This is a genomic window from Nocardiopsis endophytica (assembly GCF_027706725.1).
In the GTDB taxonomy this organism is placed as follows: Bacteria; Actinomycetota; Actinomycetes; order Streptosporangiales; family Streptosporangiaceae; genus Nocardiopsis_A; species Nocardiopsis_A endophytica.
Window position 1 is genome coordinate 1 of sequence record NZ_JAQFWQ010000015.1, and the last position, 13,112, is coordinate 13,112.

Genomic DNA, 13,112 nt, shown 5'->3' on the forward strand with positions numbered 1-13,112 from the left:
TCGGCCTGTCGCCCGGCCGGGACCCTCAAGTGGGGTACCTGCTCAGCCGCCTGCTGGCCCGGACCGAGAGGGGCCTCGCGCCCGGCAGTCAGGGTCGGGGAATCGCCCCGTTTTGGCCGTCGCTGCCATCACGGTGGCCACGCACGCGCGCGGCGTCCGACAGCGCTGCCGCAAGGGCCGCTGACCTTTCCTCGTTGCTGCATTCCACCCCACGCCCCGTCGGCCTGTCGCCCGGCCGGGACCCTCAAGTGGGGTACCTGCTCAGCCGCCTGCTCACCCGGACCGAGAGGGGCCTCGCGCCCGGCAGGCAGGGCCGGGGAACCGCCCCGTGCTGGCCGTCGCCGCCATCACGGTGACCATGCACGCGCGCGGCGCCCGACAGCGCTGCCGAAAGGGCCGCGGACCTCTGTCGTCGTCGCCCTCTACACCACACCCCGCAGCCCAGGCGCCCGGCCGGGGCGTGAGCGGGGTGATCGTCGACGGTGGTCCGGTCTCGGCGTCCGCGCCTCGTACCTACTGCTCCAGTGCCCGGTACTCGCCCCTGTAGTACAGCAAAGGCGCCGTTCCGCCCCGGTCGGTCAGGTGGTGCACTCTCGCCACCACGATGAGGTGGTCTCCTGCGGGGTGTTCGGCCTCGACCTCGCATTCCAGCCACGCCTGCGACCCTTCGACCACCGGGGCCCCGGACGGGGACTCGTGCCAGGCGATGCCGGAGAACTTGTCACCGCCCTTGGCGGCCAGGCGCCGGGACGCCTCCTGCTGGTCCGCGCCCAGGATGCTCACCGCCAGGCGGGGCGCCGACCGCAGCGCCGGCCAGCTGGTGCTCGTCCGTCCCACGCAGAACCCCACCAGCGGCGGGTCCAGGGACACCGAGGTGAAGGAGTTGGCCGCCAGACCCGCCGGCCGTCCCGTGCGCGGGTCGCGGGCCGCCACCGCCACCACCCCGGTGGGGAAGCGGCCCAGGGCGTCCCGGAACTCCCGGGAGCCGAAGGGGGCCGGTGCGGGGTGGGCCCCGTTCCCACGGGTGCGGGGCGCCTCGGCCACGGCGCGGTGCGCGCCCCCTCGGTCTCCTGACACGGGCCTGCCCTCCTGTGCTCGGCCGGGGTCGCCCCCTGCTTTTCTCCCAAGCGCTTGCTTGGTTTCCATCGTACCCGCCGGCGTCCGCCCCGTCACCCGTCGCCGCCGACCACTTGACACCAAGCGTTTGCTCGGTTTTGACTCGAAGGCGACCGGACCGGGGAGGCGGCCGTGGCGGTGACGGGACTGAGCGGAGCGGCGGCGCTGGCCGGGGTGGGCGCCACCCCCTACAGCCGCGACTCCGGCGTCAGCACCACCGCCCTCGCCTGCCGCGCGATCCTCGCCGCCCTCGACGACGCCGGGCTGGGCACCGGCGACGTCGACGGTATCGCCACCCACCGGGTCGGCGACTCCTGCCCCCCGTGGGTCGTGGGCCCCGCCCTCGGGATCACCGACCCCGCCTGGCACCTCGACCAGTTCGGCGGGGGCGGGGTCTCGCACGCCGTCATCGGCCAGGCCGCCCTGGCCGTCGCCGCGGGCATCGCCGACGTCGTCGTCTGCTACCGCGCCATCAACGCGCGCTCCGAGTTCCGCATGGGCGGGCAGGGGCGCGCCCCCGCAGGCGCGTTCGACCTGCAGTACCAGGCCCCCTACGGGCTCCTCGCCCCCGTCCAGCACTACGCCGTCCCCGCGCGCGCCCACATGCAGGCCTACGGCACCACCCACGAACAGCTCGGGGCGGTCGCCGTCCGCCAGCGCGCGAACGCCGCCGCCAACCCGCGCGCGCTCAAGCGCGACCCCATCACCCTCGACGACTACCTCGCCTCGCCCTGGATCTCCGAGCCCTTCCGCCTGCTCGACTGCTGCCTGGAGACCGACGGCGCCTGCGCCCTGGTCGTCACCTCCGCCGAGCGCGCCCGCGACCTGCGCAGGCCGCCCGTGGACATCGCCGCCGCGGCCTGGGCCGGAGGCCACTCGACCTACTCCCCGCCCGCCCCCGGCGGACTGGGAGACGACCTGACCACCTCGTCCGCCGCGCGCCTGGCTCCGCGCCTGTACGCCATGGCGGGCCTGGGCCCCGACGACGTCGACGTCGCGGAGCTCTACGACTGCTTCACCTGGACGGTGGTCGTGCAACTGGAGGACTACGGCTTCTGCCGGAAAGGCGAGGGCGGCCCCTTCGCCGCCTCGGAGGCCCTGGGAATCGGGGGACGGCTGCCGGTGAACACGCACGGGGGATTCCTGTCCGAGGGGTACGTGCACGGTATCAACCACGTCGCCGAGGCCGTCGGGCAGCTCCGCGGCGACGCGGGTCCGCGCCAGGTCGGCGGCGCGGAGGTGGCCCTGTCCACCGGCCAGCCGGGCTACGTCCTGGCGGGCACGTCCGCCCTTCTGCTGACCGCCGGGCGGTGACCGCCGCCGGGCGGCGCCCCCTCCGACCCCTACGACCCACACCGCGGAGGTGACCGATGAGCCGAACGCAGAGCCTTCGGCAGGACGTCCGGGAACAGGGCGGCCGGCGCCGGGACGGGGGCGGGGCCGCCGCGCCGCGCCCCCGACCCGGCGCGGACCGGGACTCCGCCTACTGGTGGGAGGCGGTCGCCGAGGGGCGCTTCCTCGTCCAGTACTGCGCCGACTGCCGGACCCCGCGCTTCCCGGCGAGGGAGGTGTGCGCCGTCTGCCTGTCACTGGAATGGGAGTGGCGCGACGGCACCGGCACCGGGACGGTCGACGGCTGGACCGTCACCCGCCGCACCTTCCACCCCGCGTTCGAGGCCCCCTACACCGTGCTGCGGGTGGCCCTGGACGACGGCCCGGCGCTGTACTGCTGGGGGTGCCTGGTCGACGCCGACCCGGACGACCTGTACCGGGGGCGGCCGGTCGAAGCGGTCTTCACCGACGTGGGCCCAGCCCCCGACGACGGAGCGACGACCGGCGGAGCCGCGTTCGCCAAGGTCGTCGACTGGCGCCCGCGCGAGTGACGGTGCGTGCGGCCGGGGCTCCCCCGGAGAGCACGTTCCTCTCCGCCCGTCGCCGGTCCTGACCGGCGCGCCACCGTCGACGAGCGGCATCCAGTCGCCACTACACGGCGGGCATCAGCACACGGCGGTCGCGGCCGACGAGAATCACACGACTCCGGCACTCTCCAGCCCACTCCAATGGACACCATGCTCCTGAGGTGGGGGCGTATCAGGACGGATCGCGTCCCGCTCACGTCCGCCGGCCACGGCCCTCGGCTCGGCCCGGGGCGGTGCACGACCTCCGGTACCCGCCGCTCGCGGACGGGCCGGACGACGCCCCGCCCCTCTCACCCCTCCCGCTCCTCGGCCAGGCGCCGCGCCAGGGCCGCCCTGTCCGTCTTGCCGTTCGCGTTGACCGGCAGCGACTCCACGGCCACCACCCTCCGCGGCACCTTGTAGTTCGCCATGTTCTCCCTGGACCAGGCGATCACCCCGGACGCCAGTCCCGGGGCCAAGGCGCCCGGCCCGCCCTCCGCGGGCACCACGAACGCGCACCCCACCTCGCCCAGCCGGGCATCGGGCACCGGCACCACCGCCGCCACCGCCACCAGCGGGCACCGCGCCAGCAGCGCCTCGATCTCCGCCGGGTACACGCTGAACCCGCCCACGGTGAACACGTCCTTCTTCCTGTCCACCACCGACAGGTCGCCCCGCTCGCTCAGCACCCCCACGTCCCCGGTCCGCAGCCGTCCCCGCGCGTCGACCGCCTCGGCCGTGCGCTCGGGGTCCCCCCAGTAGCCGTCCATCACCCCGAACCCGCCGACCAGGATCTCCCCGCGCGCGCCCGGCGGCAGCGCCCCGCCGTCCTCGTCCACCACCTCGACCCGCACCCCCGGCATCGGACGCCCGGCGGACCCGGCCACCACCTCCACCGGGTCGCCCTCCCGGGTCATGGAGACCACCGTCCCCTCGATCAGCCCGTAGGCGTTGACCATCCGCCGCACCACGCCCTCGTCCAACAGCCGCCGGACCAGCTCCGGCGGCACCGACGCGGCCCCGCAGATCCCCACCCGCAGCGCCGGGAACCGCTCCCCGGCGGCCCGCCGCTCCAGCAGCCCCTGGAACAGGTTCGGCGGCCCGGCCAGCACCGTCGCCCCCTCGTCGGCGATGAGCCCGGCCAGCCCGCCGGGGTCGAACACGGCCTGCGGCAGCAGCCGCGCCCCGCGCATCACCCCCGCCAGCAGCCCCGCGTTCACCCCGAACCCGTGCGAGAACGGCGCGATCACCGGGTACCGGTCCTCCCCGCCCAGCCCCACCACCGAGGCCCAGTCCCAGTACCCCCGCAACAGCTGCCCGTGCGGGATCATCACCCCCTTGGGCGCGCCCGTGGTCCCCGACGTCGCCAGCACCTCGGCCAGGTCGCCGCCGCCCACCCCCAGCGCGCGCTCCTCCGCCGCCCCCTCGGGGACCGACCCGGCCCGGTCCAGGAACGACGCGAAGGCCACGCCGCCCTCGCGCCGCGCCTCCGGCCCGCCGGCCTCCACGTCCAGCAGCACGGCCTCCTCCAGCTCGGGCAGGCCGGCGAACGGGCGCCCGCCCTCCGGCCCCCCTTCGGCCCGGCCGATGAGCCCGGTCGACGGCGTGCCCCGGAACCGCTCGGTGCACATCAGCACCCGCGCCCCCGTACGGCGCAGCAGCCCGCCCGCCTCCAGCCCCTTGTAGCGGGTCGACAGCGGCACCAGCACCGCCCCCGCCTCCCACACCCCGAACGCGGCCGCGCCCCAGGCCGGGGAGTTGGGCGCCATCAGCGCCACCCGGTCGCCCGGCCGCACGCCGGAGGCGATCAGCGCCCGGCCGATCCGCCGCGCCCGCGCCGCCAGGTCCTCGGCCGTCACCTGCTCCCCGTCGGCGGCCAGCAGCACCGACCCGGGTGTGCGGCGCGCCCGGTCGCGCAGCATGCGCGGCAGGGTCGTCCACCCCTCGGGCAGGGGCGGGAAGGCGGTGGGGTCGGGGACGGGAGCCGGTGCGGGGGACGCGGGGGAGAGGGGAGGGACGGGGGGTTCGGGGGACTGGGCCAGGGGGGTCCTCCTCGCATGCCGCGGGGCGGTGTCAGCCGGCGCGGGCCCGCGCGCCGCCCCTTTCGCGCGCCAGGTGGTGCCCGCGCTCGTCGGTGAGCCGGCCCGCGCCGCCCTCGTCCCGCGCCTCGTCCTCCACCGCCACCGCGATCCGCACGGGGGAGAACGACGCCAGCGCCTGCTCGATGCGCGCCGTCCACATGCGGTCGCCGATGAGGGAGGCCCGGGCGAAGGCCACGCGCAGCTCGGCCATGTCGAGCGTCCCGGGGCGGGACACCCGCAGCTCCCAGGCGCCGATCCCGTCGACCCGCGCCAGCTCGCGCTCCAGGCGCGGCAGCGGCAGCCACCGCCCCCGCACCAGCACCCGGTCGCCGACGGTCCCGGACGGAACGGGGACCGCGTCCGCGCCCGCCTCGGGCTCGGCCGTGAACCCGGTGCGCACCACCGTTCCGCGGAGCGCCGGGTGCCAGTCGGGCACCGTCACGATCTCCGCCGTCCCGGCCGGGTAGGGCGGCTCGTAGATGGTGTCGGCGTCCAGCGGTGCCAGACCGACCGTCCCGGGCGAGGCGGGCGCGAAGCCCTCGGCCCCCAACGGCCGGTGGGCCACGGGCACCTGCAGCAGCGGGTCGATGAACAGGTCGCCGACCTCGGCCCCGAACTCGGAGGCCAGCCGCCGCCGCACCGTGTCCGGCGCGACCTCCCCCGCCAGCAGGATCCGCCGCAGCCCCAGGTCGAGCGGGTCGGACTGGAACTCCAGGTGCAGCCGGGCCAGCAGGTCGGCCGCCCCGCACGGGGTGGCCACCAGGACCGTCGCGCCCATCGCCTCCAGCGCCGCGTGCAGCCGCATCCGCCCGCGCGGACCGACCACCGCCGTCTGGGCCCCGGCGGCGGTGGCGGCCTCGGCCACCAGGGCACCGGTCTGGTCCCCCTCCGCGCTGAGCGCCACCGCCACCCGGTCGCCCCGGACGACCCCGGCCTCGCGCAGCAGGTGGCGGCCCAGTTCGGCGGCGAGCACCCGGTCCTCCCGCCCCAGGGCGCCGCCGGGCGCGCCCTCGGGCCCGAGCAGCAGCAGTCCGCCCTCCGGGTCGGGGGCCGGCCCCGCTCCGGGCCGGTCGGCCCGGATCCACTCCCGCCCGCTCACGACGGCGCCACCTCCTGGCGGAACAGCTTCAGGCAGTTGCACACGTGCTCGTGGGCCAGCCCGCCGACCTGCGCCTGCAGCAGCAGGTCGGTGGCGCCCGCCTCGGCGATGCGCCGCACCGCCTCGCGCGACCCGGCGACGTCGTCGATCACCACCATGTGGTGCTCGCGCAGCACCTCCAGCGCCTCCTCGGGCGGCATGCCCGCGGCGAGCTGCCCGAGCACGCGGTGGGTGGCGTGCCGGGCGTCGTAGTAGCCCGGCGGGGTCACCAGGTTGACCTGGCGGCGGATGTACCAGAGCACCGCGTCGGCGGCGGTCTCCAGCGCCTCGTCCCGGGAGGGCGCCACGTGCCAGGGCACCATCAGCGCCACCCGGCGGCTGTCCGGGTCGAACCCGTTCCCGGCCAGCTCCCGCCGGTAGGCGGCGATGTCCTCGGCCACGTCGTCCAGGCCCTTGAGCATGGTCATGCCGAGCAGGTTGTGCCCGCGCCGGGCCGCGGCGAGGTAGCCCTCCAGGCTGGTGGAGGCGACCCACACCGGCGGGTGCGGGTCCTGCACCGGCCGGGGCAGCACCGAGACTCCGGGCACCTGGAAGTAGGGGCTGTCCAGGGTGACGGGGTCGCCGTCGGCCCGCCAGATCTCCAGCACGGCGTCCAGGGACTCCTCCCAGATCCGCCGCGACTGCTCGAACGGCCGCTGGAAGGCCTGGTACTCCAGCGGGGACGCCCCGCGCCCGGTCCCGAACTCCACCCGGCCGCCGGAGAGCACGTCCAGGGTGGCGACGCGTTCGGCGGTGCGCACCGGCGGCTGGAAGGGCAGCAGCACCACCCCCAGGCCCAGCCGCAGGTTCCGGGTGCGCTGGGAGATGGCGGCCAGCACCAGGTCGGGGGCCGAGGAGTGGGAGAAGCCGCGGGTGAAGTGGTGCTCGACCAGCCAGGCGGCCTCATAGCCCAGCTCGTCGGCGAGTTCGGCCTGGGCCAGGGTGTTCTCGAAGGCGCGCCGCTCCACCTCGCGGGTGCGGCCGCGGACCTCCACCTCGTATCCCAGGCTGATGCGCAGGGACGCCATGGCGCCTCCGGGGTCGATACCAACCAAGCGAACGCTTGGTAGTGTATCAGCGGGGTGACGAGCCCACAACGAATCGCCCGGCCGCCGCAGGGCGGGAGCGGCGGCGATGTTTGGCCGGTGCCGTGCGCTCCGCAGGCGCGTCGCCGGGTTCCGGACAGGAGCACCGAGGGCTTCTCCGAACCGTTACCCGCGGTTCGGGCGCCGTGCGCTGTGCCATCGTCATCCGCCGTCAGCGTGTGCGAAGCGCGCACGCGCGCTGAGAACGGAGGACAGATGCGAGGCTGGTGGAGACGCGCGATCGCGTCCGCCGCGGCGGCCGCCGCCGTCCTGGCCGGGGCCGCCGCCCCGGCGCAGGCCGAGGCGGGAACCCTGGCCCTGGCCGGACCGGTGGCCGTCGGCGATCAGGCCCGGTTCGCCTACGGCACCGACGCCCCCGACGGCACCAACTGGATCGGGGTCTACCGGAGCGGCGAGGGGCCGGTCGACGAGGAGTACACCGAGCCGTCCCTGGCCTGGGCCTACGCGCCGGAGGCCGAGGGGGAGGCCTCCGTCGACACCTCCGGCCTGCCCGCGGGCGACTACACCGCCTACTTCCTGGCGAAGGACGGGTACGCCTGGCTGGCCGACCCGGTCGGCTTCACCGTGGCCGACGACCGCCCCGTCTCCTTCCCCGCCGACGGGATCACCCTGCGCAACGCCCGCGAGGGCGACGCCTACGAGGCCTCGGTCGGCGGCCTGGCCTCCGGCGGGGGCGGGGACGTCTCCTTCCGCAAGACCGGCGGCCCCGACTGGGTGCGGGTCGGCGGGGACGGCACCGTCACCGGCACGCCCGAGGGGAGCGGGGACGCCGAGGTCGTGATCGAGGCCGCCGGCGCCGACGGCTCGACGGCCGTCCTCACCGCCACCGTCCCGGTCCGCGGGCGGGGCCAGGACCTCGTGGGCGGGCTCAACGTGATGAGCTTCAACACCTGGCACGCGGGCACACGGGTCAACGGCTACCACGAGAAGCAGCTGCGCTACCTCATCGAGTCCGACGCCGACATCGTCGGCATGCAGGAGACCGAGGGCGAGGCCGCCGAGCGGCTGGCGGAGGCCCTGGGGTGGGACCACTGGCAGACCTCGGGCAGCCTCGGCGTGATCAGCCGCTACCCGATCACCGAGGAGCGCGGCACCGTCAACGCCTCCGGAAGCGTCAAGATCGCCCTGGACGGCACCGACTCCGAGGTCGCCGTCTGGGACGTGCACCTGGGCTACACCCCCTACGGCCCCTATGACGCCTGCGACTCGGGCATGAGCGTCGAGCGCATCCTCGAACGCGAGGCCGAGTCCGGCCGCACCCCGCAGATCACCGACACCGTCGAGGCCATGCAGGAGGACCTGGCCGCCGCCGACGAGGACCCGGTCCTGCTCATGGGCGACTTCAACTCCCCGTCGCACCTGGACTGGACCGAGGAGCTGCGCGAGAAGAACTGCGGCTACGCGGACGTGCCCTGGCCCGCCTCCACCGTGCCCACCGAGGCCGGGCTGACCGACTCCTTCCGCGAGGCCCACCCCGACCCGGCGGACGTCCCCGGCACCACCTGGTCGCCGCTGTTCCCCAAGCGCGACGGCGCCACCGGGGTCGACGAGCCCCAGGACCGCATCGACTTCATCTACTACGCGGGCCCGCTCGCGGTGGAGGAGTCGCGGACCCTGGTGGCCGGGGAGCCGAAGGTCTACCCGGACCACGCCGACAACGAGTGGACCTCCGACCACGCCTCGGTCATGACGACCTTCTCCCTGGGAGGCTGACACCTCGCCTCCCCCAGGCGCCGCCCGCCCACCCTCTCCCCCGAGGGGCGGGCGGCGCCCCATTCTCCGCAGAGGACGCGGATCCGTATTCGCGCGGGATCCATAGGGGACGGCGAGGCGCGGACCCGAGGCGGACCGATCCCACCCCGGTAGGCGCCGACAGGGCCCCGGTCGGCCCATCCCGCGCCGTGGCCGTCGTCGTCTTGGCGGTCGCCGTCTCGGCGGCCGCGGTCTCGGCGGTCGTCGGCAGAGGCCGACGTCTACCGAAGAGGCCCCTTCCGCCTCCCCGGAGCAGTGCGCCGCCCGCCCTCCACGGGCGCGCGGCGCCCCCTTTTCCGGCTGCACCCGCTCACGGGGGCCGCTAGCCTGGAACCCCTCCACACCGATGACCGACCCGTTCTCCGTGCACCGGCGTGTGCACCGTCAACCACCGAGGAGTGGCCGTGCTGCTGCGGATGTCGACCCTGTTCCTGCGCACCCTGCGTGAGGACCCGGCGGACGCCGAGGTGCCGAGCCACAAGCTCCTGGTGCGCGGCGGGTTCGTCCGCCGGACCGGCCCGGGCATCTACTCCTGGATGCCCCTGGGCAAGATCGTCCTGGAGAACGTCGCCCGGGTCGTGCGCGAGGAGATGAACGCGATCGGCGGCCAGGAGCTGCTGCTGCCCGCCCTGCTGCCCCGCGAGTACTACGAGGCCACCGGGCGCGCCGTCGAGTACGGGGACACCCTCTTCGCGCTCAAGGACCGCAAGGGCGCCGACTACGTCCTCGGCCCCACGCACGAGGAGGTCTTCGCCCACCTGGTCAAGGGCGAGTTCTCCTCCTACAAGGACTTCCCGGTCACGCTGTACCAGATCCAGGAGAAGTTCCGGGACGAGGCGCGCCCCCGCGCCGGGGTGCTGCGCGGACGCGAGTTCCACATGAAGGACTCCTACTCCTTCGACATCGACGACGCGGGCCTGCAGGAGTCCTACGAGCGCCACCGCGCCGCCTACGTCCGCATCTTCGACCGCCTCGGCCTGGACTACGTCGTCGTCCAGGCCACCTCCGGCGCCATGGGCGGCTCGGCCTCCGAGGAGTTCCTGGCCGAGACCCCCGTCGGCGAGGACACCTTCGTCCGCAGCACCGAGTCCGGATACGCGGCCAACGTCGAGGCGGTGCGCATCCCCGCCCCCGCCGCCCTGCCGCTGGAGGGGCTGCCCGAGGCGGCGGTCCACCACACGCCCGGCACCCCGACCATCGAGACCCTGGTCGACCACCTCAACGGCGCCGGGCTCGGCCGCACCTTCACCGCCGCCGACACCCTCAAGAACGTCCTGGTCAAGGTCCGCGAGCCCGGGGCGGCCGAGTGGGAGGTCATCGGCATCGGCGTGCCCGGCGACCGCGAGGTCGACGTCAAGCGCCTGGAGGCGGCCCTGGAGCCCGCCGAGGTCGCCCTGCTCGAAGAGGAGGACTTCGCCGCCCGCCCCTTCCTGGTCAAGGGCTACGTCGGGCCGAACGCCCTGCTCGACAACAAGCTGCGCTTCTACGCCGACCCCCGCGTGGTCGAGGGCACCCGCTGGGTCACCGGGGCCGACCGCCCCGACCACCACGTCGTCGACCTGGTCTGCGGCCGCGACTTCACCCCCGACGGGGTGCTCGACGTGGCCGAGGTCCGCGACGGCGACCCCTCGCCCGACGGCCGCGGCACCCTCTACACCGCCCGCGGGATCGAGATCGGCCACGTGTTCCAGCTCGGCCGCAAGTACACCGACGCCATCGAGCTGGACGCGCTGGGCCCCGACGGCAAGCCGAAGCGGGTCACCATGGGCTCCTACGGCATCGGCGTCTCCCGCGTCGTGGCCGCCATCGTCGAGCAGTCCCACGACGACAAGGGCATCGTGTGGCCGCGCGCCGCCGCCCCCGCCGACGTGCACGTCGTCGGCACCGGCAAGGGCGAGCAGATCGAGGTCGCCCTGCGCCTGGCCGCCGAGCTGGAGGAGCGCGGCCTGCGGGTGCTCGTCGACGACCGCAAGGGCGTCTCCCCGGGCGTGAAGTTCACCGACGCCGAGCTGCTGGGCGCGCCCACCTCGCTCATCGTCGGCAAGGGCCTGGCCGACGGGGTGCTGGAGCTGCGCGACCGCCGCACCGGCGACCGCCGGGAGATCCCCCTGGACGGCGCGGCCGACACGGTCGCCGCCGCCATCGCCGCCGAGTAGGCATACCACCCCCGCGTTGATCTCGGGAGAAACGACGCTTCCGGCGCGGTTTTAGGGGCGTTTTCCCCGAGATCAACGCGGGTGGGTGAGGGTCAGTTCGGTGCGTCCGGATCGCCCGTGGCGTAGGCCGGGAACGTCTCCAGCCCGCCGCCCCACTCCAGCGCGCGCACCGTCGCCCCCTGCAGCGACTCCGCCGCGAACCCGCGCAGCGGCCCCGACTCGGCGGCTCCCGCCACCTCCAGGTACGCCTGGCCCGAGGTGCCCTCCATCCGGCGGGCGAACTCCGCCAGCTCCTCGCGGCCGTCGGAGTCGGGCAGGGTGTAGGCCGCCTCCGCCGGCGCGGGCACCGCGTCCAGCTCGACCAGCTCCGCGCGCACGGTGTCCCGCTGCGCCCGGTGCGCGTCCAGGTGCCGCGCGGCCCGGTCGCGCTCGCCGTCCTCGCTGCGCGCCCCGATGAACCCGTACCCGTACACCGCCGCGTGCTCGGCGCGCAGCGCCTTCTGCAGCGCCTCCACCTCCGCGGTGGCCTCCTGCGAGGGCGACGCCCCGCCCGTCCCGCTCATCCGACCTCCTCACCGAGCATGTGCGCGTGTCCGATCTCGCAGGCCCCGATCGACGCGAGCAGCTGCACCAGCGCCGGGTCCTGCACGTCGCCGCACTGGCGCGCCCGGGAGTCGGCCGCCGCCTCCTCCGCCGTGCGCAGCCCGGCGGCGTCCACCGGCCCGCCGTCCACCGGCGACGGGGACGGCGAGGGGGAGGCGTCCGGGTCCTCGCGGGTGTGCCGCCCGGTGTCCGGGAGCCGCCCGCGCAGCGTCGCCAGGTGGTCCTCGTGGTGGGCCAGGAACGTCTCCAGCAGGTCCGCCGGCCCCTCGTCGGCGCCCAGCGCCGCGCGGTAGCGCGCGATGAGCCGCTCCTTGTCGGCGATGGCCCCGCGCAGAACGCGCTCGTCGGGCCCCACCTCGCTCGGATACCAGCGTGCCCCCTGGCAGCCGCTCGCGGCGGCGGCCACGAGCGCCGCAGCGAGCACGGTGCGGCGGGTGACGGAAGTACCGGCGGTGCCGCCCCTCGCGCCCAAATCCGATCTCCTTCGCCGTCGTCGCGGTGCCCCGCCAATCCTTCCATGAGCCGGGGGCGCGGCCGCGCGAAGCGGGGGTGTGGCGGCGCACCGGCGTGCGCTCCGCTGCCGCGGGGGCGCGCCCGCCCGCGGACCCGAGGGGTCCGCACCCCGCGCGGATTGCCTGGAGAGGCCGCGGTTGTGGATACCCTTATAGGCCAAACCGCACTCGTAGCGACGTGCGGCCGACTTTCGTGTATAGCTGGACCGCCCCGGCGCCCGCCCGCGGGACCGGGCGGAATTCCCGAGGAGGAACGCAGATGGGGGCGCAGGCTCGCCAGGACCGCTTGGCCGCCCTGCTCGAACCGGTGCTGGCCGAGGCCGGGCTGGAGCTGGAGGCCGTCGAGGTCACCCCGGCCGGCAAGCGGCGCCTGCTGCGTGTGGTGGTCGACTCCGACGAGGGCGTCGACCTGGACGCGGTCGGCACGGTCAGCCAGGACATCTCGGCCGCGCTGGACGCGTCCGAGGAGATGGGCGGCGCCCCCTACGTGCTGGAAGTGACCTCCCCCGGTGTGGACCGGCCGCTGACCCTGCCCCGGCACTGGCGCCGCTCCCGCGGCCGCCTCGTGCAGGCCCGCCTCGCCGACGGCGGCGAGGTCACCGGGCGCGTCGAGGAGGCCGGCGACGAGGGCGTGGTGCTCGACGTCGGCGGCGAGCGGGCCGAGTACCGCTACGCCGACCTCGACCGGGGCAAGGTCCAGGTGGAATTCCGCCGCCCGGCCGACGGCGAAGCCGCGGCGGACTAGAGGGG

General features: G+C 75.5%; 11 protein-coding genes. 5 read left to right on the top strand and 6 right to left on the bottom strand.

The window, feature by feature from the left end; genetic code table 11:
* Positions 1-513: 513 nt before the first annotated feature.
* A complete protein-coding gene (locus tag O4J56_RS07525; protein ID WP_270684727.1) occupies positions 514-1,044 on the bottom strand; it encodes a flavin reductase family protein in 531 nt (176 codons plus the stop codon).
* Between the two features lie 204 nt (positions 1,045-1,248).
* On the opposite strand from O4J56_RS07525, the gene O4J56_RS07530 reads away from it, so the two are divergent.
* On the top strand, positions 1,249-2,430 hold the full coding sequence (locus tag O4J56_RS07530; RefSeq protein WP_270684634.1) for a thiolase C-terminal domain-containing protein: 1,182 nt from the start codon (positions 1,249-1,251) through the stop codon (positions 2,428-2,430).
* A gap of 56 nt (positions 2,431-2,486) precedes the next feature.
* Entirely contained in the window at positions 2,487-2,999 is a 513-nt protein-coding gene (locus O4J56_RS07535) for a Zn-ribbon domain-containing OB-fold protein (protein ID WP_270684636.1), read from the top strand.
* Positions 3,000-3,325: 326 nt separating this feature from the next.
* On the opposite strand, the gene O4J56_RS07540 is transcribed toward O4J56_RS07535, so the two are convergent.
* From O4J56_RS07540 to O4J56_RS07550, 3 genes are all read right to left on the bottom strand, one after another.
* Positions 3,326-4,936: an AMP-binding protein gene (locus tag O4J56_RS07540; protein WP_270684638.1), complete on the bottom strand. Its 1,611-nt coding sequence runs from the start codon at positions 4,934-4,936 to the stop codon at positions 3,326-3,328.
* A gap of 151 nt (positions 4,937-5,087) precedes the next feature.
* A complete protein-coding gene (locus O4J56_RS07545) occupies positions 5,088-6,194 on the bottom strand; it encodes a phenylacetate--CoA ligase family protein (RefSeq protein ID WP_270684640.1) in 1,107 nt (368 codons plus the stop codon).
* Positions 6,191-7,261 carry an LLM class flavin-dependent oxidoreductase gene (locus O4J56_RS07550; protein WP_270684729.1) on the bottom strand — a complete coding sequence of 357 codons (1,071 nt, stop codon included), beginning with the start codon at positions 7,259-7,261 and terminating at the stop codon, positions 6,191-6,193. The genes O4J56_RS07545 and O4J56_RS07550 overlap by 4 nt, the downstream gene beginning before the upstream one ends.
* A gap of 273 nt (positions 7,262-7,534) precedes the next feature.
* On the opposite strand from O4J56_RS07550, the gene O4J56_RS07555 reads away from it, so the two are divergent.
* Both O4J56_RS07555 and O4J56_RS07560 read left to right on the top strand, forming a co-directional pair.
* On the top strand, positions 7,535-9,052 hold the full coding sequence (locus tag O4J56_RS07555) for an endonuclease/exonuclease/phosphatase family protein (protein WP_270684642.1): 1,518 nt from the start codon (positions 7,535-7,537) through the stop codon (positions 9,050-9,052).
* Between the two features lie 443 nt (positions 9,053-9,495).
* Positions 9,496-11,247: a proline--tRNA ligase gene (locus O4J56_RS07560; protein WP_270684644.1), complete on the top strand. Its 1,752-nt coding sequence runs from the start codon at positions 9,496-9,498 to the stop codon at positions 11,245-11,247.
* A 92-nt stretch (positions 11,248-11,339) separates the two neighbouring features.
* Here the strand turns inward: O4J56_RS07560 and O4J56_RS07565 are convergent, their stop codons facing one another.
* Both O4J56_RS07565 and O4J56_RS07570 read right to left on the bottom strand, forming a co-directional pair.
* Positions 11,340-11,810, bottom strand: a complete 471-nt coding sequence (locus tag O4J56_RS07565) for a ferritin-like domain-containing protein (protein ID WP_270684645.1) — start codon at positions 11,808-11,810, stop codon at positions 11,340-11,342.
* Entirely contained in the window at positions 11,807-12,322 is a 516-nt protein-coding gene (locus tag O4J56_RS07570; RefSeq protein WP_270684647.1) for a hypothetical protein, read from the bottom strand. Before O4J56_RS07570 ends, O4J56_RS07565 begins: the two co-directional genes overlap by 4 nt.
* Before the next feature lie 299 nt (positions 12,323-12,621).
* Here O4J56_RS07570 and rimP point away from each other — a divergent pair, with 299 nt between their 5' ends.
* The gene (gene rimP, locus O4J56_RS07575) at positions 12,622-13,107 is read left to right on the top strand and encodes a ribosome maturation factor RimP (RefSeq protein WP_270684649.1); all 486 of its coding nucleotides are present in this window, start codon (positions 12,622-12,624) and stop codon (positions 13,105-13,107) included.
* The last annotated feature ends 5 nt before the right edge of the window (positions 13,108-13,112 follow it).

Excerpts from the sequence above, each read along its gene's own strand:
- O4J56_RS07535 (WP_270684636.1), top strand. The coding sequence starts at position 2,487 with ATGAGCCGAACGCAGAGCCTTCGGCAGGACGTCCGGGAACAGGGCGGC.
- O4J56_RS07540 (WP_270684638.1), bottom strand. The coding sequence starts at position 4,936 with ATGCTGCGCGACCGGGCGCGCCGCACACCCGGGTCGGTGCTGCTGGCC.
- O4J56_RS07550 (WP_270684729.1), bottom strand. The coding sequence starts at position 7,261 with ATGGCGTCCCTGCGCATCAGCCTGGGATACGAGGTGGAGGTCCGCGGC.
- O4J56_RS07555 (WP_270684642.1), top strand. The coding sequence starts at position 7,535 with ATGCGAGGCTGGTGGAGACGCGCGATCGCGTCCGCCGCGGCGGCCGCC.
- O4J56_RS07565 (WP_270684645.1), bottom strand. The coding sequence starts at position 11,810 with ATGAGCGGGACGGGCGGGGCGTCGCCCTCGCAGGAGGCCACCGCGGAG.
- rimP (WP_270684649.1), top strand. The coding sequence starts at position 12,622 with ATGGGGGCGCAGGCTCGCCAGGACCGCTTGGCCGCCCTGCTCGAACCG.